Origin of the sequence: Streptomyces sp. NBC_01450 (assembly GCF_036227505.1) — a bacterium.
Classification (GTDB): Bacteria; Actinomycetota; Actinomycetes; order Streptomycetales; family Streptomycetaceae; genus Streptomyces.
In genome coordinates, this window is sequence record NZ_CP109480.1 from 2,923,851 (window position 1) to 2,945,135 (window position 21,285).

At 71.3% G+C, this 21,285-nt stretch carries 17 protein-coding genes; 3 read left to right on the top strand and 14 right to left on the bottom strand.

Translation table 11 applies throughout. The features are described from left to right. Positions 1–11: 11 nt before the first annotated feature. A complete protein-coding gene (locus OG568_RS13290; protein ID WP_329531656.1) occupies positions 12–1,277 on the bottom strand; it encodes an SGNH/GDSL hydrolase family protein in 1,266 nt (421 codons plus the stop codon). Between the two features lie 218 nt (positions 1,278–1,495). Here OG568_RS13290 and OG568_RS13295 point away from each other — a divergent pair, with 218 nt between their 5' ends. Further along, complete coding sequence (locus tag OG568_RS13295) at positions 1,496–1,864, top strand: PPOX class F420-dependent oxidoreductase (RefSeq protein WP_266429302.1); 369 nt, start codon at positions 1,496–1,498, stop codon at positions 1,862–1,864. A 51-nt stretch (positions 1,865–1,915) separates the two neighbouring features. Here OG568_RS13295 and OG568_RS13300 read toward each other — a convergent pair whose 3' ends face one another. Together OG568_RS13300 and rsgA are read right to left on the bottom strand one after the other, a co-directional pair. Next, positions 1,916–3,283, bottom strand: a complete 1,368-nt coding sequence (locus tag OG568_RS13300) for a bifunctional transcriptional activator/DNA repair enzyme AdaA (RefSeq protein ID WP_329536347.1) — start codon at positions 3,281–3,283, stop codon at positions 1,916–1,918. Positions 3,284–3,519: 236 nt separating this feature from the next. Next, on the bottom strand, positions 3,520–4,674 hold the full coding sequence (gene rsgA, locus OG568_RS13305) for a ribosome small subunit-dependent GTPase A (RefSeq protein ID WP_329531657.1): 1,155 nt from the start codon (positions 4,672–4,674) through the stop codon (positions 3,520–3,522). A 412-nt stretch (positions 4,675–5,086) separates the two neighbouring features. Here rsgA and OG568_RS13310 point away from each other — a divergent pair, with 412 nt between their 5' ends. Then, positions 5,087–6,025, top strand: a complete 939-nt coding sequence (locus OG568_RS13310; RefSeq protein ID WP_329536348.1) for a L,D-transpeptidase — start codon at positions 5,087–5,089, stop codon at positions 6,023–6,025. 22 nt (positions 6,026–6,047) lie between these two features. Here the strand turns inward: OG568_RS13310 and OG568_RS13315 are convergent, their stop codons facing one another. The 9 genes from OG568_RS13315 to OG568_RS13355 all read right to left on the bottom strand — a co-directional run bounded on the left by OG568_RS13315 (position 6,048) and on the right by OG568_RS13355 (position 16,194). Beyond that, positions 6,048–7,283 (bottom strand): GNAT family N-acetyltransferase, encoded by a 1,236-nt coding sequence (locus tag OG568_RS13315; RefSeq protein WP_329531658.1) that lies wholly within the window; start codon positions 7,281–7,283, stop codon positions 6,048–6,050. 156 nt (positions 7,284–7,439) lie between these two features. Next, the gene (locus tag OG568_RS13320) at positions 7,440–8,540 is read right to left on the bottom strand and encodes a caspase, EACC1-associated type (RefSeq protein WP_329531659.1); all 1,101 of its coding nucleotides are present in this window, start codon (positions 8,538–8,540) and stop codon (positions 7,440–7,442) included. Next, positions 8,537–8,950, bottom strand: a complete 414-nt coding sequence (locus OG568_RS13325) for an effector-associated constant component EACC1 (protein ID WP_329531660.1) — start codon at positions 8,948–8,950, stop codon at positions 8,537–8,539. Before OG568_RS13325 ends, OG568_RS13320 begins: the two co-directional genes overlap by 4 nt. 53 nt (positions 8,951–9,003) lie before the next feature. Beyond that, complete coding sequence (locus OG568_RS13330) at positions 9,004–10,227, bottom strand: hypothetical protein (protein ID WP_329531661.1); 1,224 nt, start codon at positions 10,225–10,227, stop codon at positions 9,004–9,006. 82 nt (positions 10,228–10,309) lie between these two features. Next, a complete protein-coding gene (locus OG568_RS13335) occupies positions 10,310–11,194 on the bottom strand; it encodes a hypothetical protein (protein WP_329531662.1) in 885 nt (294 codons plus the stop codon). A gap of 257 nt (positions 11,195–11,451) precedes the next feature. Then, positions 11,452–12,051: a hypothetical protein gene (locus OG568_RS13340; protein WP_329531663.1), complete on the bottom strand. Its 600-nt coding sequence runs from the start codon at positions 12,049–12,051 to the stop codon at positions 11,452–11,454. Positions 12,052–12,157: 106 nt separating this feature from the next. Continuing rightward, positions 12,158–12,565, bottom strand: coding sequence for a DUF6114 domain-containing protein (locus tag OG568_RS13345; RefSeq protein WP_443077634.1), 408 nt, complete (start codon positions 12,563–12,565; stop codon positions 12,158–12,160). Positions 12,566–12,675: 110 nt separating this feature from the next. Beyond that, a complete protein-coding gene (locus OG568_RS13350) occupies positions 12,676–13,299 on the bottom strand; it encodes a DUF6230 family protein (protein ID WP_329531664.1) in 624 nt (207 codons plus the stop codon). A gap of 192 nt (positions 13,300–13,491) precedes the next feature. Then, positions 13,492–16,194, bottom strand: coding sequence for a SpoIIE family protein phosphatase (locus OG568_RS13355; protein WP_329531665.1), 2,703 nt, complete (start codon positions 16,192–16,194; stop codon positions 13,492–13,494). Positions 16,195–16,383: 189 nt separating this feature from the next. Between OG568_RS13355 and OG568_RS13360 the strand changes: the two genes are divergently transcribed. Further along, entirely contained in the window at positions 16,384–16,890 is a 507-nt protein-coding gene (locus OG568_RS13360; RefSeq protein ID WP_329531666.1) for a hypothetical protein, read from the top strand. Between the two features lie 205 nt (positions 16,891–17,095). On the opposite strand, the gene OG568_RS13365 is transcribed toward OG568_RS13360, so the two are convergent. Beyond that, positions 17,096–19,144 (bottom strand): hypothetical protein, encoded by a 2,049-nt coding sequence (locus tag OG568_RS13365; RefSeq protein ID WP_329531667.1) that lies wholly within the window; start codon positions 19,142–19,144, stop codon positions 17,096–17,098. Continuing rightward, complete coding sequence (locus OG568_RS13370; protein WP_329531668.1) at positions 19,141–21,264, bottom strand: hypothetical protein; 2,124 nt, start codon at positions 21,262–21,264, stop codon at positions 19,141–19,143. Before OG568_RS13370 ends, OG568_RS13365 begins: the two co-directional genes overlap by 4 nt. Positions 21,265–21,285: the final 21 nt, after the last annotated feature.

Consider the following 21,285-nt stretch of genomic DNA (forward strand, 5'->3'; position numbering starts at 1 on the left):
CCGGACAGGCCCTAGCCGAGGAGCGTGCCCAGGTCGATGCCGTCGGCCAGCGCCCGCATCCCCGTGTCGTTGAAGTGGAGGTGGTCACCGGGGTCGTAGGCGGGGCGGATGCGGTGCGGGTCGGCCGGGTCGCGGACGACGGCGTCGAAGTCCACGACCGCGTCGAAGAGGGCGCCGTTGCGGATGAAGGCGTTGACCGTCAGCCGGACCGCCTCGCGGGACTCCGTATAGGCGCCGTATCCGCCGTACGGGGTGATCGTGGCGCCGACGACCCGGATCCCGCGGGCGTGGGCGCGCGCCACGATCCGGCGGTACGCGTCCTCGATGGCGAGCGGATCCCTCTGCTCGGGCGTGCCCTTGATGTCGTTGATGCCCTCCAGCACGATCATCGTGCGCACCCCGGCGCGGGAGAGCGCGTCGGCGTCGAGGCGGGCCAGGGCGCTCGGGCCGCCGCCGGCCTCCAGCAGGAGGCGGTTTCCGGAGATCCCCGCGTTGAGGACACCGAGCCGAAGGTGCGCGGGGAGCGTGCGGAGACGGGCGGCGAGCAGGTCGGGCCAGCGGCGGTTGGCGCTGGACGTCGAGCCGGTGCCGTCGGTGAGGGAGTCCCCGAACGCGACCACGCTGCCCGCGGCGGGGGCGTCGAGCACGTCGACACCGGTCACGTAGTACCAGTTGCCGAGGGTGACGGTGTACGCGGTGCCGGGCTCGTCGGCGGTCCGGTTTCCCTGCCGGGCAAGGAAGTTGGCCTGGAACGCGGAGCGGTGGTAGGTCGCCGGGCCCGAGTCGGCCGGAGTGTGGACGGAGACCAGGAGGTTGGCGTCGGCGGGGATCGGGAGGTCGACGGGGTCACTGACCATGTCCTGCCCCACCGGGATCGTCACGGATCGGCGGCCGGCGAACGTGGCGACGCGCAGCGACCCCGGGGCGGCGTTCGGGCTCGTGGGTCTGCCCCATTCCTGCAACGCGACCGTGACGGCGTCCAGTTGGAGGGGTGCGGTGCCGAGCCGGTTGGAGACGCGGACACGGGCGGCGCTGCCGCCGACGCTGGTGTGCACGACGTTGCGGATCGAGGCGCCGGGCAGGGCGGGGGCGGTTCCGGAGGGGGCGGTCTCCCAGGTGCCTGTCCACTGGGCCCCGCCGTCGTGGCCGTGGCCGGTGAGGAGGGTGGACCCCGCATCGGCGCTCGCGGCCGGCGGGACGAGCGCCAGAACGGTCACCAGGGCGGTGAAGAGATGACGAGCCTTGATCACGCGGGCCATGCGGGTCAACCGGGTCATGCGGGATCGCTTCCCTGCCCCCGGCCCGGTCAACGAAAGGTCACACCGTTGGCCGCCTCGCCTCACCCACAACAACGATTCGTAGGACCGCAGATCGCGACCGCTTCGGCCGTTCGGCATCCACCGTCCGACGTCCACCGCCCGACATCCACTTCGGGACAGGAGACCTAGGACCAGGACCCGATGCGATCGGTGCACAGGCGTGTTTGGCTGTTGCCATGACCGGATTCAGCGAGGCGGAGCGCACGTACCTCACCACACAGCGGCTGGGACGGCTGGCCACCGTCGACGCCCACGGGCAGCCGCAGGCGAACCCCGTCGGCTTCTTCCCGCAGGACGACGGGACGATCCTGATCGGCGGTTACGCGATGGGCACCACGAAGAAGTGGCGCAATCTGCGGAAGAACCCGAAGGTGGCGCTCGTCGTCGACGACATCGTCAGCCACCAGCCGTGGAAGGTGCGCGGCATCGACATCCGCGGCGAGGCGGAACTCCTCACCGGCCCGCACGAATTGGGGCCGCACTTCAGTCAGGAGCTGATCCGTATCCATCCCCGGCGCATCCACAGCTGGGGCCTGGAGGACTGACCGGAGCCCCGACGGCCTTTGACAGGGTCACCGACCATGACCGCCGGGGCTTCACTCCAACTCCCCTGCCACCATGAGGTGTTGAACGGCGTACGACCGCCACGGGCGCCACGCGTCCGGCACATCCACCCCCGGGGGCGCCACATCGGGGTCGCCAAGGGCGCGCGTACGGATGACGGCGGCGGTGCGGCCGTCCAGTCCCGGCAACGCCAGCAGCGCCTCCTGCGCCTCATCGCGCTCCGCGCCCGCGTCCAGCCGCAGGGTGCCGTCGGCGAGGGCGGCAGTGAGCGTGCCGAGGCGGCCGTCCGGCTCGGCCTCCGCGAGGACCGCCGGCTCCGGGAACACATGGGTGAGCGTGCCGCTCGGGGCGTCCAGCGCCTTCCCGTACCGCCGCACCAGCCGCTCGGCCTCCGCTCGCCCCACCAGCGCGCGCACGGCGAGCTCGTCCGGATCGGCGGCACCGGGTGACCGCAGGCCGGGGCGCGCGGCGACCAGCGGGGCCAGCCGGGGATCGGCGCCCAGCCGCTCGTCGACCGCGTACGGATCGGCGTCGAGGTCGAACAGCCGGCGCAGGCGTTGGACGGCGGTGGTGAGGTCGCGCAGGTCGGTGAGGTGGAGCCGCGCGTCGAGCCAGCCGCGCGAGCGTTCGTCCACCGCGACGATTCCGGTGCCGTAGGGGAGGCGGAGGGTGCGGCGGTACGTACGGCGGCCGGGGGGGCCGCCGATGTCCTCCACCCCCAAGACCGCCTCGCGGGCGAGGAGGTCGAAGACGGCGGTGGACCGGTACGGGCCTCGATGGGCGAGACGCAGCGGGATCCCGGCGGTGGGGGTGACGGCGCGCCGGGCTCCGGTCGCGCCCCTCGGTACGGCGGCCGCGCGCAGTTCGCTCGGTGTCGAGGCGTACACCGCGCGGATCGTGTCGTTGAACTGCCGGACGCTGGCGAACCCGGCCGCGAAGGCGATCTCCGTGATCGGCAGGCCGGTGGTCTGGAGCAGGACGCGGGCGGTGTGGGCGCGCTGGGCGCGGGCGAGGGCGACGGGGCCCGCGCCGACCTCCGCGGTGAGCTGCCGCTGCACCTGGCGGGCGCTGTACCCGAGCCGTACGGCGAGCCCTCCGACCCCCTCCCGGTCGACCACGCCGTCCCCGATGAGTCGCATGGCGCGTCCTACGACGTCGGCCCGCACATTCCACTCCGCGGAGCCGGGTACGGCGTCCGGTCGGCATCTGCGGCAGGCCCTGAAGCCCGAGCTCTGCGCCGCGGCGGCCGTCGTGTAGAACCGCACGTTCTGCCGCTTCGGCGTCACCGCCGGGCAGCTGGGCCGGCAGTAGATCCCGGTCGTCTCCACCGCGAAGAAGAACTCCCCGTCAAACCGGGCGTCCCTGCTCCGCACCGCCTCATACCTGGTCTCCGCGTCAATCACACCTACCAGTCTGCGCCGCCGCGCACCCCACGACTGGCGGCTTTCAGACACGACACTCGAACCCGAACCCGGACCAGCGGGAGCCGGGGCGCAGCCCCGCCCAGGGGGCGCGAGGAACTGCGCGACCAGCCCCCACCCACCCGCAGCCGAAGAACCCGCCCGGGGGCCGGGGCGCAGCCCCGGACCCCGTTTCGGCGCAGGCTCAGTGCCAACGACCCCGTTTCCGCTCAGGCTCAGTGCCAACGACCCCGTTTGGCGTCCATCGCGGCCCTCCCCTCCGCGCCCTTCCGCTTCCATTCCCGCCGGATCTCCGCCCGTGCCCGCGCATCCGTCTTGGCGACGATCCGCTGGTTCTCCCGCAGCAGCTTGCGGTAGCTGTCGAGGCGGCGTTCGGGAAGGGCCCCGGAGTCGACGGCGGCGAGAACCGCGCAGCCGGGCTCCGCGACATGCGCGCAGTCGTGGAAGCGACAGTCGGCGGCGAGTTCCTCGATCTCGGAGAAGACCTGCCCGACGCCGGTCTCGGCGTCCCAGAGGCCGACCCCGCGCAGTCCGGGCGTGTCGATGAGAACGCCCCCGCCGGGGAGGACGAGAAGGTTGCGGGTCGTCGTGGTGTGGCGGCCCTTGCCGTCCACGTCACGCGCGGCCCGTACGTCCATCACGTCCTCGCCGACCAGGACGTTGGCGAGGGTCGACTTGCCCGCGCCGGACTGTCCGAGGAGGACGGACGTACCACCCGACAGCACCGCCGCGAGTACGTCCAGGCCTTCCCCGGCGCTGGAACTGACCGGCAGCACCGACACCCCGGGGGCCGCCCTCTCGACGTCCTGGACGAGGTGCCCGAGCGTCGCCGTGTCCGGCACGAGGTCGGCCTTGGTGAGGACGACCAGGGGCCGCGCGCCGGACTCCCAGGAGAGTGCCGACGTGTGCAGCAGTGCCTCACCGGTCGAACTGGACATCGCGAGCGCGAGGAACCGCTCGATCCGCCCGAGGTCGAGTTCGAGCGCGAGCGACACACAGATGACGATGTAATCGATGTTGGTGGCCAGCACCTGGCCCTCGGAACGCTTCGACGAGGTCGACCGCACGAAGGCGGTGCGCCGGGGCAGCAACGTCCGCACATACCGCGGATCGTCACCTTCGGGGTCGACGGCGACCCAGTCACCCGTGCACACGACCTTCATCGGGTCACGGGGCACGACGAACTCGGTGTCGGCACGGATGACGCCTGCCGGAGTGACGACATCGCACTGCCCGCGGTCGACACGTACGACACGGCCGGGCAGCAGCCCCTGCGCCGCGTACGGGGCGAACTCGGCCTCCCATTCCCCATCCCAGCCGTACAGGGCGAGAGGATGCGCAGGAGGAAGCCGAAAGGAAGAGAAAGACAAGGGGTGACCCTTCACAAGGGTGGCCCCGGCACCGCGCGCACTGGCGCGGGAAGAGAGAGGTCAGCCGGAGGCCACGGAGGTGGACTTGATGAACTTCCGGATGCGGGCAGCGCCCATCTCAAAGACAGCCATCGGTCACACCTCCCCGGCCAAGCCAAGTCAAGTCAAGTCACCCGCGGCAACCCCTGGTCGCCGCTCGAACACAACGAACCTTAGAGGCACACGGGCCGCGTCGCCATCGAATTACCGCGCACCGAGTCTTGAGACACGCTTTACGCGACGCGTGCAACTGTGGGCCACCCCGTCGCTGTCTGACAGGGAGTCGGGCCCATCAGGGCCGAGGGGCGAGAGAGCGGGGCAGGTCGTGGGACGGCGCAAGGGCAGCATAGGGATCGCACTCCTCACAGGTGTGATGCTGGTGGGCGCGAGTGCCTGCGGCGGGGGCAACAGTGACAAGGCGAGCGGGGACGACGCGAAGGCGTCGGGAAAGCCGAGTGCGAGCGCCTCTCCGTCACCGACGAAGCCCGCGGGCCCGCCGATGCTGCTGGACACGATCACGCCGCAGACGGGAACCACGGTCGGCGTGGCCATGCCGATCTCGGTGATCTTCACCAACCCGGTGGCGGCCAAGGCACGGGCCACGGTGGAGAAGCACATGAAGGTGAGCGCCTCGCAGCCGGTGGCCGGCGCCTGGCACTGGTTCGGCGACAAGCGCGCCGACTGGCGCCCGAAGACGTACTGGCCCTCCGGCACGACAGTGAAGATCGACGCCGACATGAACGGCGTCAGCAACGGCAACGGGCGCTACGGCGTGCACAGCTACACGCACACCTTCAAGATCGGTGACGACGTGCGGGCAGAGGTGTCGGTGACCGGCCACACCATGAAGGTGACGCGAAACGGCAGCGCGGTGCGCACCCTGTCGATCAACGCGGGCAGCGCCCAGTATCCGACGTGGAACGGCACGATGGCCGTCATCGACAAGCAGGAGAAGGTCCACATGACCTCCTGCAGCGTTGGCATCAGCTGCGAAAAGGGCAGCCCCAACTACTACGACCTGACGCTGCCCTGGGACGTCCACCTGACCCAGTCCGGCACGTACGTGCACTACTCGACCGGTGACCCGAATCCGGGCAGCGGCAGCGCCCGCGGCTCGCACGGCTGCGTCCACCTGTCCATGTCGGACGCCAAGTGGTTCTACGGCCAGGTCAAGCAGGGCGACCCCGTCACCATCACCGGCTCGCCCCGTGCCAAGGCCCCGGCCGACAACGGCTACGCCGCCTTCAACCTGGGTTGGGACCAGTGGCTCGCGGGCAGCGCGTCCGGGGAGGGGACGACCGCGACGCTGTGACGCGCCGCGGTGGCGGCGCCGGTCAGAACCAGTGCAGGCAGTGCGGGGAGCGCTCGGCGCGGAAGAGGGCGTCGGCGAGGGCGGCCGCACCCGGGCGGTGGGCCCGGATGTGTCCGGCACGTACGAGTGTGCTCGGGGCGGTGCCGCCGAGGTAGACCGAGCCCAGGTCGCTCACGCCCAGGGACAGGTCGGGCTCCCGGTCCGTCGGGACGCAGTCGGCCTTGCCGTCCCGGACGGTCAGCAGGTAGCGGCCGTGCTCGCCGAGGAACGGGTCGTCGACGTCGAGGACGAGCTCGCCGTCCATGAACCAGCCGCGCGCGGTCAGCGCACGCGGGACGTCCAGCAGCCGCACCCAGAGCCAGTCGGTGTCGTCGTTCACCTGTGCGGCGCGGAAGTCCGCGAGCTGCCAGCGCAGCGGGTGGTCGGGCGCGACGTGCTTGAACACGACCTCATTGACCAGGTCGTGTCCCAGCACGAACCGGGCCAGGGCCGTGTGGGCGGCGTCGTCGGTGGCGATGGTCTCGTCGACCGTCAAGGTCCGGGACTCGCCGACGGAGTAGCTGGCGTACCCGTCCGGGACGCCGTCGACGTCCCGGTGGACGGCGACGTGGCGCGGCGCCGGAGAGATCGGGGGCTGCCCCGCGCGCAAGGCCCACCAGCGGTGCGGCCGGGACAGCGCGCCGGGCTGTGCGCGGCGGTACCGGTCGTAGACCTCTTCCATGATCTCGCCGCAGTCGGCACGCCGTAGCAGCTCGACGGTGCCGGTGTCCGAGCCGGTCTGCGGGGCGTCGGCCGTTCCGCGCGCCCGGGGGACGGCGAGGGTGCCCTGGTGGCGCGGAATCTTCAGCCGCCGTGTGTAGGTCGCCGGTCCGTAGCCGAACCTGCGGTAGATCAGGGCCTCGGAGGCCAGCAGCACGGAGAGGAACTCCCCTCGGGCCCGCAGTTGCGCGAGCTGATGCCGCATCATCGCGCTGAGCACGCCCTGGCGTCGGTGCGAGGGCAGGACGCCGACGGCGGTCACCCCGCTGACCGGGGTGGGGATCTCACCGGGCAGGGTGAGCTCGAAGGAGTACGCACCGGCGGTGCCGACGGGCCGTCCGTCCGCCGTGACGGCGAGCAGGTTGCGGTCCATCTCGAACGCCGCCCACCAGACCCCGCCGCCGTCCTCGGCCGGGGTGTCCGGGAAGAGCCCGAACGCGGCATGGAGTGTGTCGACGAAGACGTCAAGGTCCTGGTCGGTCGTGGGACGGATCTCCATCACTGCCGCTGCCTCCCCGGGATACCGGCACCACGGCTCGTGGTGTCCCGCCACAGTGCAGCGTTGACCCGTGGCCAGGTCAAGCGAATTGCGGCCGGGCCCACGGCCGGTCACGGAACTCCCGCCCCGCGCACGCGACTTCCAGGTTGCCTCGTCTCATCGGCTCCAGTGGGCCAGGGCACGTTCCGCTCCGGGGAGGGCCCGGTGGCTGGACGACTTCACGCGGAGGGCGTCGACCAGAGCGGACAGCAGGGCCGCGGCCTGCTCGGGGGATCCGGCGGCACCGGTCATGACGGCGTGGTTGCGGCGGACGTCGATGCTGAAGTCCTCGAGCGGGCCCAGGACTTCGGCCGCGTCCCTCGCCAGGTCGGCCAGAACGTGGACCAGTTGCGGCAGGCTCGCCGGGTCGGGCACGGGGGTGTCGGGTGACGGCTCGGTGAGTTTCTTGAGCCGCTGGGCGAAGGCGCCTCGGGCACGCAGTCCCGCCGGTGTCCGCTGGGTGCCGTGAGCCGGGTTGGCCGCCAGCGCGATGTGGCCCGAGCCGTCGACGGTCTGCTGGTGGGGCGCGGGGTATCCGGTGGGGAAGATACCCGTCCGCGGTGCCGGGGTGGTCGGCAGGACCACCGCCAGCCGGTCGTAGAGGGCGGAGAGGCCGAGATGGCGGGGCCCGTCGGGTATGCCCTCGTCGAGGATCCTGAGCAGTTCCCCGGTGAAGCCGGTCAGTGTTCCCTCGGGCGGGAACAGGGCCTTCTGGGTGCGGCCGCACGCGGTGAGCAGGTGGATGCCGTGGCCGTCCGGGCCGAGGGCGCGGCCGGAGAAGCAGCAGTCGAGGATCGCGACCTTGTGCCTCGCCGGCGACTCCCGCATCAGACTGGCGACTTCGGTGAACGGCAGGGACGGGCTCGGATCACCCCCGCCGCCGTACTGGCTGGAGGGGGTGAGCGCCAGGCAGAGACGGTCGTCCCGACCGAGCAGTCCGTGGCCGCAGTAGGAGAAGAGCAGCAGGTCGACGTCCGGTTCCCGGACCATACGGCGCAGGGGGTCCAGCACCTGACGTGTGTCGGCGGGCTCCGCGACCACCGTGGTCCGCCGCACGTCGAACACCCCCTTTTCGCCGCTGAGGGCAGCCCCGAGGGCCCGGACCGCGGTCACGGCCTGGGGTATGCGGGACAGAGAGCTGGGGCGGACGTGCCGACCGGTACCGACGAGCAGCGCGCACGCGGCGCCGGGGGCGGGGCGCCACACGGCCCAGGTCATTCATCCGCTCCGGGCGGGGCGACGGCGAACCCGGACAGTTGGGCCATGACCGCGGGCAGTTGGTCCTCGTCGTCGACCGCGCCACTGATCCGGGTGCCGTCGGGCCGCTCCACCTCGAACTCGATCCGCCGGTAGGTCGGCCGCCGTTGCTGCAGCCAGAGGAAGAACGCGTTGGTGACCGCGGCGATCACCGCCGCGGAGGCGTTCATGATGTCCATGGCAACGGCGACGTCGCCTTGTTCGCCGGGGGCGGGTGGCGCGGTGCGCAGGATCGCCCTGCCGCCCAGTTGGTCGGTGGCGTTGATCCACTCCGTCAGGTCCCGGTTCAGGGCGTCGGCTTGCGCCTGCGACCCCGGGAAGGTGAAGGTCAGAGCGTTCTCCGGCGCCTGGGACGCGGGTGCTTCGGGCATGTCCAGTGGCTCCTGTTCGTCGGTCGGATCGTCGCGGGACCGGGATTCGGCGGTCAGACACCGGGGCCGAAGTCGGTCCAGCCGCCGTCGGTGCTGCCCGCGGGTGCTCCGTTGCGGGGAGTGCTCGGCGCTCGTCGCTTCAGCGCGAAGAGTTCGGGCTCGCCGGGCTCCTCGTGGGGCAGACGGAAGACGGCGGCCGCCTCGTCGGCGTCCACGAGATCGGCGAGGGCCGTCACCGTGCCCGGATCGCTCAGCCACAGTTGTCCCCCGGACGGTGTCCGCAGGAACGCGGGGACTCCCTGCCAGTAGGCCTCGCGCTGCCAGTCCCGGTTGACGCCCAGCAGGTTGCCGCAGGCCACTTGGTGTTCCTGCCGGCCCTGCGGGCGCACGACGACCGCTCCGGAGCTCGTCGGCGCCACGCTGTGGCTGATGAGACCGGTCAGGAGGTCGGACACCGGGGCCTCGCCCTCGACGGCGACCGAGACGCGCGCCCGGTGCAGCCGCCCGGTGTAACGTCGCGAGGCCGCGTCGTACAGACGGTGTGCCTCCTGGGCGAAGGGGTCGCCCGGCACGGGACCCCCGTACAAGGGGTCGGGTGGTCCCGGCACCGCGAGTGTCCCGAACGCCTGGGCTCTCATCGTCAGGCCCTCGGCGAGTCCGGGCGGAGCGGAGCACGGTTCGAGGCACACGCTGACCACCGTCCGCCGCGGCTCCGCGGCCAGGTGGGTCCAAATCCGGTCCCAGGAAGGGTCATGGGCGTCGAATCGGGAGACCGCGGTCGCGATGCGTTCCACTCCCCAGAGGCGGGTCAGTGTTCGGCAGGTGATGCGTTTGCGGATCTCGGCGATCGCGCCCCACCCCGGTACGAACGGGGCGAGCAGACGCGCGATCTCCGCGGTGTCCTCGATCCGGGTTCCCGTCACATGCGCCGGGAACCGCGCCAGGCTGGGAAGCGCGTCCCGCGCGGCCCGGACCGCGGCTGCCGGGTCGGCGCCGTACAACTGGGCGATGACGACGGTCTCGATCCGTCCGCTCGACGGATCGCTGATGAACCGCAGATCCCAGCGGGCGGTGGTGCGATCCGTCCAGAGAGCCGCGAGCCACGTCCGCTCGGCGGCCACCCGGTCGGCTCTGCGCCGGGCTTCGGAGAACTCCGGGTAGAGGCCCCCGGGCAGCGGGACGGGACTCAGCGAGAAGGCGACGTAGGCCCAGCTCTCCCCACTGGGGGCACCGCGCAGCAGCACGCCCCGCGCGCCCTCCGAAACGGCTTCGGCCATCCGCTCTTCCCTCCCGGGCCCTCCATGACCGGCCGCCGGCTCGTACCGCACGTGGCGGAGCGAGCCGGCGAGCCGGGGCGCCTCAAGTCCAAGGTTGCGCACCGCCCGCCTGGGTGCCCCCCGCGGGCGGGCCCCAGGCGCCGGTGGAGTTGAAGCCCGGCGTCGGCGCGGACCTCGTATGGTCCGCCTGCACCGGAGGCAGTAGTCCTTGTGGGAAGGCGTAGGTGATGGGCACCACGACCTGGTCCACCGCCGTGGCCAGTCCCTCCCGGCACGCCGCGTGCACCGCCTCCCGCATGGCCCGCACGCCCTCGGTGCGCATCATGATCCGCTCGGGGCTCACGCGGCCCAGCATGGACGCGATCAGGTCCGCAACGAACCTGCCGATCAGGGCGTACCCGCGGCGCGAGCGCCACATCTGCCACCCCAGGTAGAGGCTCGTACCGTAGGAGAAGACCGAGACGTAGGCCTGGCAACTGCCCTCCGTCAGCACCAGGCGACTGCGGACCTGGTCCCGGCCCAGTCCGGTGGCGATGACTCGTTCGGCGCGGCCGATGGGGATGTAGCGACGCGCGAGCGTACCCGCGATGGAGACGTACGCCGAGTCGAGAGATCCGCTCCGGTCCGCCAGCAGGACCTGCCATTCGGCGATCGGTTCGACCAGGCGCATCCCGAGCAGGGACACCCAGAAGACGACGCCCGAGGCGATGTACGCCAGCACGATCATGGCGGCGAATCCCTTGGCACTTCCTCCGGCGAGGAGGATGAGCCCGAAGAAGAAGAACGGCAGGAACGCCAGGAACGAGGCGAGGAAGGCGGAGACGATCAGCCGGAGCAGCAACTGCCAGCGGACCGTGTCGTTGAGGTAGGTCTCCACCGGGATGTGCTTCAGGTTCTTGTCGAGATAGGCGGCGTTGGCGTCGCCGCCTCTCCATCCCGGCGGGCTCGTGTATCCGTTGTCGTTCATGTGTCCCCCTAGGCGGTCACGAATCCGAGGTAGCGAGGATTACCCACCGTCGATGGATGGTCACACACTTCCAAAGGTCTCGAAATTGCGACAATCCAACTACATGGCACGAGTGCGGATTTGAGCGGGAAGTCTTGAAGTGTCTCGTCGGGCATACGGTCCCGGGCATGGGAGATAGGCCGGGTCCCGGGCATGGGAGATGGGGCGGGGTCTCTGGAAACCGCCGCCGCATTCCGAAGGCAGCGGATTCGCGCTGGTCACCCGGCCGCGACGCTGAGGGCCGGCCCGGCGATGGACATGTCGCCGCTGAGCTGGGCGACCTGTGAAACGGTCACGTTCTCGAAGGTGATCGTGCGGGTGGGAACCGCGGGGTGGGAGAGCCACGTGGGCAGCGCGTCGGGTGTGACGGTGACGCGGCGGTCCGCCGGGAGCGGAGCGTCGCCCAGTCCGACGAGCGTGCCGGACAGCTTCTGGGCGTACAGGGTCACCACGTCCTTGCCCTTGAGCGTGGATGTGGTCGCGGGCTTGGCCCGCAGACGCACCGCCGCGCGGCCGCGGCCCGCCGTCAGGTCGAGGTCGCCGAAGTCCAGCGACCGTGCGGTGAACTTCAGCACCCGCTTGGACCCGGCCGCGGTCCGGACGGTGACCACGCCGCGGAAGGTGCTGCCGTGGAGTACGAGTCTGTCGGCACGCAGCACCCAGGGGACGTTCGCCGGACGGGCCGGCAGTCGGTCGACCGGCGTGCCGGCACCTGCCGGTGCCTTGGACGTGCGGATGCCGCCAGGGGCGAGCAACGTGTTCGAGGCCGCTGGTGTGGCGTGCTGCACGGCCAACGACAGGGCGGCCACTGCCGGCACCCAGACGAGAGGACACAGCAGTTGGCCGGTAAAGCGGCTCTTCGCCGCACTGCTCGGACGGCAGGGCTCGGGCTCCGGCCCGCTTGCCGCACAACCGGTCAGGTCGTCACTCGCCACCATGGTCCTCACCCGCGGGAATGGTCGTCGGAGGAATCCAGGCACAGGCCAGGGATCCGCCGATCAGGCCGGAGATCAATCCGAGGAGGAGGCCCCCGAAATTGGCGACGGGAAACGAGATGAGGGCGAGCAGAATGACCGTGATTCCCGCGAATACGCGCGCCTGCCGGTGGAACCAGAGGGAGATGGCCAGGGCCACGAGCAGAACCCCGATGATCAGCGACCCCGCGCCGGCCGAGGTCGACAGTGCCAGGGGGATGGCGCCGAACTTCAAGTGCGCGTACGGAAAGTAGATGATGGGCAAGCTCGCCGCGAAGGTGAAAAGGCCTGCCCAGAAGGGCCGTTCGTTCCGCCAGGTTCTGAATCCTCGTCGGGCGTCGGTGGCGGCGTCACGCAAGTTCCGGCGTCTGCCGAATAGTTCGAAGAACACGTGGACTTTCCGTGATGTTCGGCGGGCGGGAGTACGCGGCGAGCGGGGGCGAAGGGGGCGTGCTTCGTAACGATGGGTCAGAAGCACTCGTGGTGGCCTTGCCTGAGCCGCACATCGAGGTCCGGAACGTTGAACGTGGCGGCCGAGACCGCGACCGTGGTGAAGTGCACATCGCTCAGGGAGGCCGAATCCGCCTGCTGGGCAAAGCCGTTGGGATCGAAGAACCGGGAGTTCCTGTCCCCTCGACTGATCGGGCCCTTGCTGACCGCTCCCGCCGCCACACCGATGTCGAGGTCGTCGAAATTCGCCTGTGAGCTCGACAGGGATGTCGCGTCGAGGAACAAGTTCCTCGCCTCGACCCGGCGCCGTTCGCCGCCGGTGACCCTCAGTGTGTACGGGCCCAGGACCGGGATCGGGACCACCACGGACTGGCACAGCCCGCTGATCTCCGCACGGCTGGCGCCGGTGACCACGACCGGTACGAGGGCGCCCTTCCTGGTCACGTCCACCATGCCGTAGATGCTCAGACCACGGACGTCCAGAGTGTCCAGGGCCACCTGGAACTTCTGGCCGGAGATGAGGAACGACGCGGCCAGCGCTCCTTGCGCCATGCCGATACCGAGGGCCGCGGCGGCCACGACACCCGGGACGAGAACGGCGGCAAAGCGCTTCCAGGAGGTCCTGCCGGCGCGGTGCAGCATCCCGTCTCCTCCGGTCATGAGGTGGGCTCGCCGATGTCAGACACGGGTAGGCGACGTCCCTGTCTCTAGTGGCGGATCCTAGGCTTCCGGGCGGGGTGGCCGACGGCATGCCAGGTCGGCCAGATGGGTGATGCGGTTTCCGTTACGGCATCCGGATGACACGGGGCGCGGGATCGCGGTCTCAGCCGACGGCTACGTTCCCGGGCCGGGTCGGCCGGTGACTCGTGGCAGGGCCTGTTCGGCCCAGATCACCTTGCCCTGGGGGGTGTACCGGGTGCCCCAGCGCTCGGCCATCTGCGAGACCAGGAACAGGCCCCGGCCTCCCTCGTCCATGGTCGCGGCGTAGCGCAGATGCGGTGAGGTGCTGCTGCTGTCGGACACCTCGCAGATGAGCGTACGGTCGCGGATCAGCCGTACGTGGATCGGCTCGGAGCCGTAGCGGATCGCGTTGGTGATGAGCTCGCTCAGGATGAGCTCCATGCTGAAGCCGAGCTCGGACAGGCCCCACTCGTCGAGCTTCCGGGACACGGTGTCGCGCATCCCGGCTACGGCGGCCGGGTCGAGCGGCACGTCCCAGTCGGCGATCCGGTCGGACGGCAGCCCCCGGGTGCGGGCGATGAGCAGGGCGACGTCGTCCTTGGGGCGCCCGGGCAGCAGTTCGTCCAGTACGGCCTGGCAGCTCGCCTCGGGCGACCGGTCGGGGTGCCCCGCCAGCGCGTCGCGCAGCAGTTCCATTCCCACGTCCAGGTCGCGTCTGCGGTCCTCGATGAGGCCGTCGGTGTACAGGACGAGCTGGGCGCCCTCCGCGATGTCCAGTTCGGCGGTCTGGAACGGCAGGCCGCCCAGGCCGAGGGGAGGCCCGGTCGGCACGTCCACGAACGTGACTGTTCCGTCGGGATGGACCAGCGCGGGCGCCAGGTGCCCCGCACGTCCCATGACGCAGCGGCGCGTCACGGGGTCGTAGATCGCGTACAGACAGGTGGCGCCCACGACGCCCGCGGCACCATCCGTGTCCCGTTCGTCCTGGTCGATCCGGCCGACCAGGTCGTCCAGATGGCTCAGCAGCTCGTCGGGGGGTAGATCGAGGGTGGCGAAGTTGTGCACCGCGGTCCGCAGCCGCCCCATCGTGGCGGCGGCGTGCAGCCCGTGGCCGACCACGTCGCCGACGGCCAGCGCCACCCGGCTGCCCGGCAGGGGAATCACATCGAACCAGTCCCCGCTCACGCCCGACTGGGCGGGCAGGTAGCGGTAGCCGACGTCGAGGGCGCTCTGCTCGGGCAGGGCCCGCGGCAGCAGGCTGCGCTGGAGGGTGACCGCCACCGCGTGCTCGCGGGTGTAGCGGCGGGCGTTGTCGATGCTGACCGCGGCACGGGCCACCAGTTCCTCCGCCAGTGACAGCTCCTCCTCGTCGAAGGGCTCGTGCTGCTTGTCGCGCCAGAAGTTGGCCATGCCCAGTACGACGCCGCGGGCCTGGATGGGCGCGGCGATGAGGGAGTGGATGCCGTAGTCGATGATCGCCTTGGTGCGCTCCGGGTCCTGCGCGTGCCAGCCCGTGGCGGTCGACAGGTCTGTCACCAGTTCCGAGCGACCCGTGCCGTAGCCGCGCGCCTGGGGCGTGGAGGGCAGAAAGTCGATCAGCCGGCCCTTTTCGTAGAGCGGATGGTCGTTGCGGATGCCGAACACGGCGGTGCGTCGCATGCCGGTCGCCGTGGGGGCGGGCTCGTCGCCGTGCAGCACGGCGTCGGCCAGGTCGACGGTGACGAAATCGGCGAAGCGGGGTACGGCGACCCGCGCCAGCTCGTCGGCGGTGCGCCGCACGTCCAGGGTGGTGCCGACGCCGAGTCCGGCGTCGTACAGCAGCTTGAGCCGCTCCCGTGCGACCTCCGCCCTGCCGGTGACCGCCTGGAGCTCGGTGGAGTCGCGCAGCGTCACCACCGTTCCCTCGATGCCTCCGTCGCGCCCCGTGGGCCGCTGGTTGACGGCCAGCAGCCGCTCCCCGGAGAAGTGCACCTCGTCGGTGGCCTCACGCCCGGAGACGAGCAGCTCCACCGTCCCGGCGTCGAGGTTCGACAGCTCCGACACCAGTCGTCCCTCGGCGTCGGGGGGCAGCTCCAGCAGCCGTCTGGCCTCGTCGTTCGCCAGCAGCAGCCGCCCGTCGCCGGCGATGATGAGCACTCCCTCGCGCACGGAGTGCAGCACCGTGTCATGGTGGTCGTACATGCGGGTCATCTCGTCCGGGGCCAGGCTGTGGGTCTGCCGTCGCAGCCGTCTGCTCATCAGTGCCGTCCCACCGGTGGCCACCACGAGCGCCCCGGCCCCGGCGCCCAGGATGATCGGTAGTTGCCGGTACACCTGATTGGTCACGTTCTTGACCTTCAGCCCCGCCGACACCAGGCCCACCACCTTGCCCCCGGCGTCCTTGACGGGGACGGTGGCCTGTACCTCCTGGCCGAGCGGGCCGTGGACGCTTTCCATGTAGACCTTCCCCGCCAGCGACGGCCCGATGGTGCCCACGAACCGTTTTCCGATCAGGCCCGGCAGGGGGTGGGTGTAGCGGATGCCCTTGGTGTTCATGACCACGATGAAGTCGACGCCTGCGGCCTTGCGGGCCGCCTCGGTGAGCGGCTGGAGAATCTTGGACGGTTCGGGGCTCTCCAGTGCCGCCACGATCCCGGGAGAGTGCGCGAAGGTCTCCGCCGTGGCCACGGAGCGGCGCTTGGCCTCGGCGGTGGTGTCCCGCTCCGACTGCAGGGCGAGGGCCAACACACCACAGGCCACGAGCAGCACGACCAGGGCCACCTGAAGAACGAACACCTGCCCGGCTACGCTTCGCGGGCTCCTGCTGACCAGTGGCCTGAGTGAAAGACGTCGAAAAGCGGCGAAACGATTCGCCATGTGACCTTTCTAGCACTGGTGATCCTGAGCGGCCACGGCCCAGCCGTGACCCGTGATCACCCGGGGACGCGCCCACCCGCCTAGGGCCTGTCCGGCGGATCATGCCGCAGACGCGGGGCCTGGCACGAGCCCGACCGGTGGCATCCCTCCGCTGTACCGTCTCCGGAGACGATCACCGGGAGGGGCGGGATGACGAATGATCTCCGGTTCGGTTGGGAACTGAGCGGCACCGGTTGGGCGACCTGCCGCATCGCGGACGGCTCTTCGGAGCGGCAGGACACCGTCAGCTACTGCACCGATGCCCTGGCCGACCTGCTCCATGGCGTCGCGGGTCTCTACGGCACCTTCGCCGTCCAACGCTTCTCCTTCGACCTCGAACCGGCCGAAGTGAGGTGGGTCCTGCGACGCAGGGGCTCGGACGTCGACATCACGATCTACCGGTTTCCCGACATGTCCACGAGCCTCGACGCGCCCGACCGAGAAGGCACACGCTCCTGGACCTCCACGCAGACCCGCGGCCTCCTCGGGCACGTCGTCATGGAGGCCGCGCAATCGGTGCTCCGGCTCCACGGTGAGGACGGCTATCTGGCGAAGTGGGTCGAGCACCCGTTTCCCGTCGCCGCCCTTCAGGACCTCCGTCGACTGCACCTCCAGCACGACGGATGTGAACGCGAGCACGATGCGGCGTTTCCCTAGGGCCTGTCCGGCGGATCAAGTCGCAGGAAACAGGCGGCGCCTCATCGACGCTGGTGAGCGGGGCTTGGTGCGTGCAGCTGCAAGGCGGAGGAGGGAGTCGACGCGGAGCGTCGGCGAGTGACGACAACGCCGCAGATGTGCGTGCCAAGCCCCGCGTCTGCGGCATGATCCGCCGGACAAGCCCTAGCCTGGACATGCCTGGGGTTCACAAGGCGATCAGGACGATGGTGATGAGCACGGCGATCACGCCGAAGCCGGCTCCCATCACGCAGCCGGGGTTGTTCGCCAGGTCGGAGAGGCGGGCCATGAGGGTGGGGGGTCTCGGCGGGCCGGCGGAGGGGTCCGGGGCCGTCACGGGCGCTGGGACGGTGTAGGGCGACTGGGAGGCGGAGGGGACTCGCTCGCTCCGGCTGAGCACGTCGCGCAGGAGCTGCTGCCACAGGACCGGCGGCAGGTCGGGGACCCCGCCGTCCGCCGGGGCGACGATGCTCTGCCGGAGCCAGTTGCCCCCGGTGGGATGGCTGTCCCGGGCCATACGGTGCAGCAGCTCCTGCAGATCGCGCAGATAGCGTTCGTCCCGGGCCAGCGGGGCGACCGCCCAGGTGAAGAGGTCGGCCGCCCGGGTGACCATGGCCGTCCGGGAAACGGGTTCCGGGGCCTGCCCGTACGGCGTGAAGTACAGGCCGTTGTGGAGCACCTCCGCGCACAGTTCGTGCCGCATCTCCGGCCGGCGCCCCTGGACGCGGTGAGCGTTCCCCAGCTCGTCCAGCAGGAGTTCCACCGACTCCGTCGGCAGATCGCCGGAGCGCAGCTCGCCGAGGAGCGACTCGTCGGGCAGGCCGCGCAGTCGCGCCACCAGGAGACTGCGTCGCATGTGGTCCCCGCGCTGATGGCCACGGAGGTCCTCGTGGAGTCCGTACACCTCGTCGGCGTCCGGCGGAAGGCCGCCGACGGGCGCGACCGCCCCGTGGACGGGCGTATGGAGGGGCCGCGGAGGAGCCATCGAACCAGGACCCGCGGGAGCAGGACCCGCGGGAGCCGGGTCCACATGAGAATCCGGATACGGATCCGCGTACGGGCCCGGATTCGCGTACGGGTCCGGGTAGGAGTTCGGATGCGAGTCCGGATACGGATCCAGGTACGGGTCCGGATACGCGTACGGCTTCGAGGGCGGCGGAGACGTCACCTCGACCCGCTCCCGGTCCTCGCCCCCTTTCCGGACCGGGCCCGGCTCCGCGGAGCGCGGCGCGGGCGCGTCGGCGCGCGGGCCGGGTCGGCGGTCGGTGCTGAGGATCTCGTTCAGCAGGACGCGCCGCCGCGCCCACTCCAGCTCCGCGCCGCCGCCGAGCTCCTTGACCAGCTGGGGCACACCGGGGCCGGCCTCGGGGTGCGCGAGGAGCTGGTCCACCAGTCGGGCCGCCGCCTTGTGCTCGAACCGGGGGGTGACCCTACGGCCCATGACCCGGGCCAGCGGACCGGCCCCGCCCGCGTCCGGCTCCCAGCGCGGGACGCACGTCAGACGCAGTTGATGGGTGTCCACCGTGTCGTGGGTGGCGAACGTCCACTCGTGGCCCAGCCAGGACCCGAAGAGCAGGAACAGCCCCAGATACACCACCGGCACGGCGTCCTGGTCCGGCCAGCCGGGCTGCCCCTTCTCCTCCGCGAGCAGCGACACCCGCTGCGCCGGATCGCGCAGCCACTCCGCGGCGACCAGGGTCAACGCGTGCTTGACCGTCGGCAGCAGCTCCACCATGGTCTGGAGCCGCTTCCGTGCCAGCGCCTCGAGCTGCTCGCACTCGATCACGCGCTGGCGTCCGGAGGCCTTCTCCGCGGACTCGCGGCTGCCCCAGCCGCCGTAGGAGAGGCCGAGGCACTGGCGGATCTTCAGGGTCGCGGGGTCACCGATCAGGACATGGCTGATCGTGCTGGGCCGGCCGCCCCGGTCGGTGGTGGGCCAGCGCTGGACGAGCATGACGGCACCGTCGCCGGACAGGGTGCGTACGACGCTCGGCCGCGAGGGTGACGTACCGGACACCCACAGCAAGGGGCCGAGCTCCCGGCCCAGTTCCTCGGCGCGCTCGGCCGAGCAGGAGTGAGCGACGGCCTTCATGCCGGTGCCCTGGCGGCCCTGGTTGCCGTCCCACCGGAAGACGACCTGGTGCACCGAGCCCCCGGCGCCGCCACCGCCCGGCCCGTGCGCGCCGGCCTGTTCCCCGTGGGCGCCCGGACTCCTCCGATCCCCGAAGTCACTCACTTCGTCTCCCTCACAGTTCCCACCGCTCCCCCGGTTCGTCCGGCCCTCCCCGACGGCACCGCTTCGAACGCGGGTGCCTCGCCCACGGCGAACGCCTCGGCGCCGCCCGGCACGTCGACCATCCCGTGCAGCGCCAGTAGCGCGAGCAGCGGCTCCAGCACCCGCCGGGGACCCGCCCCCGCCGGATAGCGGCCCTGCTCCTCCTGGCCACCGGTGGCCGACGCGACGTGCAGGGTGCACCGGCGGATCGCGTCGAAGGGGCGCAGCCAGGCCGGGCCCGCGTGCCCGCGCAGCAGCCCGTACACGTCCCGGCTCTCCTCACGCATCCGTTCGGGGTCGAGGGAGGTGGCCGGTGCCTGGCCGAGCCACCGGTCCACGGGCGGCTGGAAGCGCAGGAGGTCCGCCTTGCCGAGCACCATCGCGGCGGCCACGTCCAGATACGGTCCGTTCTTCGGCAGCCGGTCCAGGACGGTGCCGAAGGCCAGGTCGCCGTCCCGGTTCACCTCGACACCCCAGCGTTCCCTCGCGTGGTCCAGGTGTGGCAGCGGAAGAGCGAGCGCGGGGTCGACGACGAAGATCAGGGCGTCGATCCCGAGCAGGAAGCGCAGCGCGGCGTCGGTCCGTACGAGGTCCTCGCCGCCGAGGTCGAAGAAGGCGACCGGACGTACCTGCCCGTGGGCGTCGGTGATGAGGAGGGACTCCACGAAGCGGGCGAAGCCGTCCAGGCCGAGGGCGCCGGTGTGGTCGAGGACCTTGCCGTTGCGCAGCGGCTGCACCCGTTCCCGTACGAACCGCGCGTGCTGCTCCGGGTTGACGGACTGCCATTTCAGGCCGAACGGCTCCAGGCCGCCGTCGGTGATCTCCGCGATCATCTGGGTCAGCAGATGGCTCTTGCCGGTGGACGACTGGCCGACCATCGCGACGGTCAGCGGACGGCCGTAGGTGAGGTAGGGCACCGGGATGAAGTGCTCGGGGAAGTCCCGGTCCGCCGTGCACTTCTGGACGGCGCCGCGCATGACGTCCTGGCGGCGCAGGGCGTTGCCGATCGTCGAGACGTCCAGCGGCTGGTACTGCATCCTGCTGTCGGTGACGAAGAGCGAGCCGAGGTCGAGCTGGATGTTCTCCAGGCAGTACGGGCACAGCACCTGACCGTCGCTGCTGCGCCCGGCCGGTGTCCCGGACCCCTGGTGGGCGACGGGTGCCTGCCGTTTGAGGTGCAGCGCCTGCTCGAACGCCTCCCGGTGCGCGCGCGTGTCGTCGGCGGGCACGGTGAGCGTGACGCGCCGGGCGGCCCCCGGCGCCAGCAGGTCGAGCAGTTGGGCGGGGGTCGGCCGGTCGGCCGCGAGCGGGGCGAAGGCGCCCCGTAACGTCTCCGCGAGCACCCGGTGTTCGCCGAGGTCGGTGGGTGCCCGGTCGCCGGGGCCGGGCCGGCCGGTCACCAGCTGGTAGAGCACCTGGGCGGCGCTCCACACCGCGTCCCGGGAGTCGACGAGCCCCTCGCCCCGGCGTTGTTCCGGTGAGCAGTAGGGTGCCCGTCCCCACCGGGTCCTCGGCTGTCCGGTACGGGCCGCTCCCTCCAGCCCCCAGAGCTGGACCGAGGCGCCGTCCCAGAGCACGGTGGCGGGCGAGATGCCGCGCAGCACCAGACCCTGGCTGTCCAGCAGGCACAGGGCGAGCATCAGGTCACGGGTGAGGACCCGTTGGTCGGTCGCGGACATCACATGGGTGCGCGCGATGGCGGCGCCGCGCGGCGCGGCGTACAGCAGGAACGGCTCGGCCCCGTCCAGTTCGTAGCCGAGGATCCTCGGGAAGAGTGCCGCGTACTCCGTTTCGTCGAGCGCCCGGCGCAGTTGCAGGGCGGTGCCCGCCTCCGCGTCGAGCAGGGCGCGCGCGGCCGGGTTCGCCGCGTCGGAGGCGTTCAGGCGGACCTGGACGCACTGGTGCCCCTCGTCGTCGAGCAGTCCGTTGCGGATCAGTTGGGGCAGCAGCGGATCGCGGCGGGACTCGGGGCCGAAGCGGACGGGGGCGACCCGGCGCCGGCCCGAGGGGACGGCGAACGCGAGCGTCTTCCACCGCGGACCGTCCGGCTCCGCCAGGTGGGGGTGCGAGGTGCTGGTCACCAGCGGTTGCCGTCCTCTCGG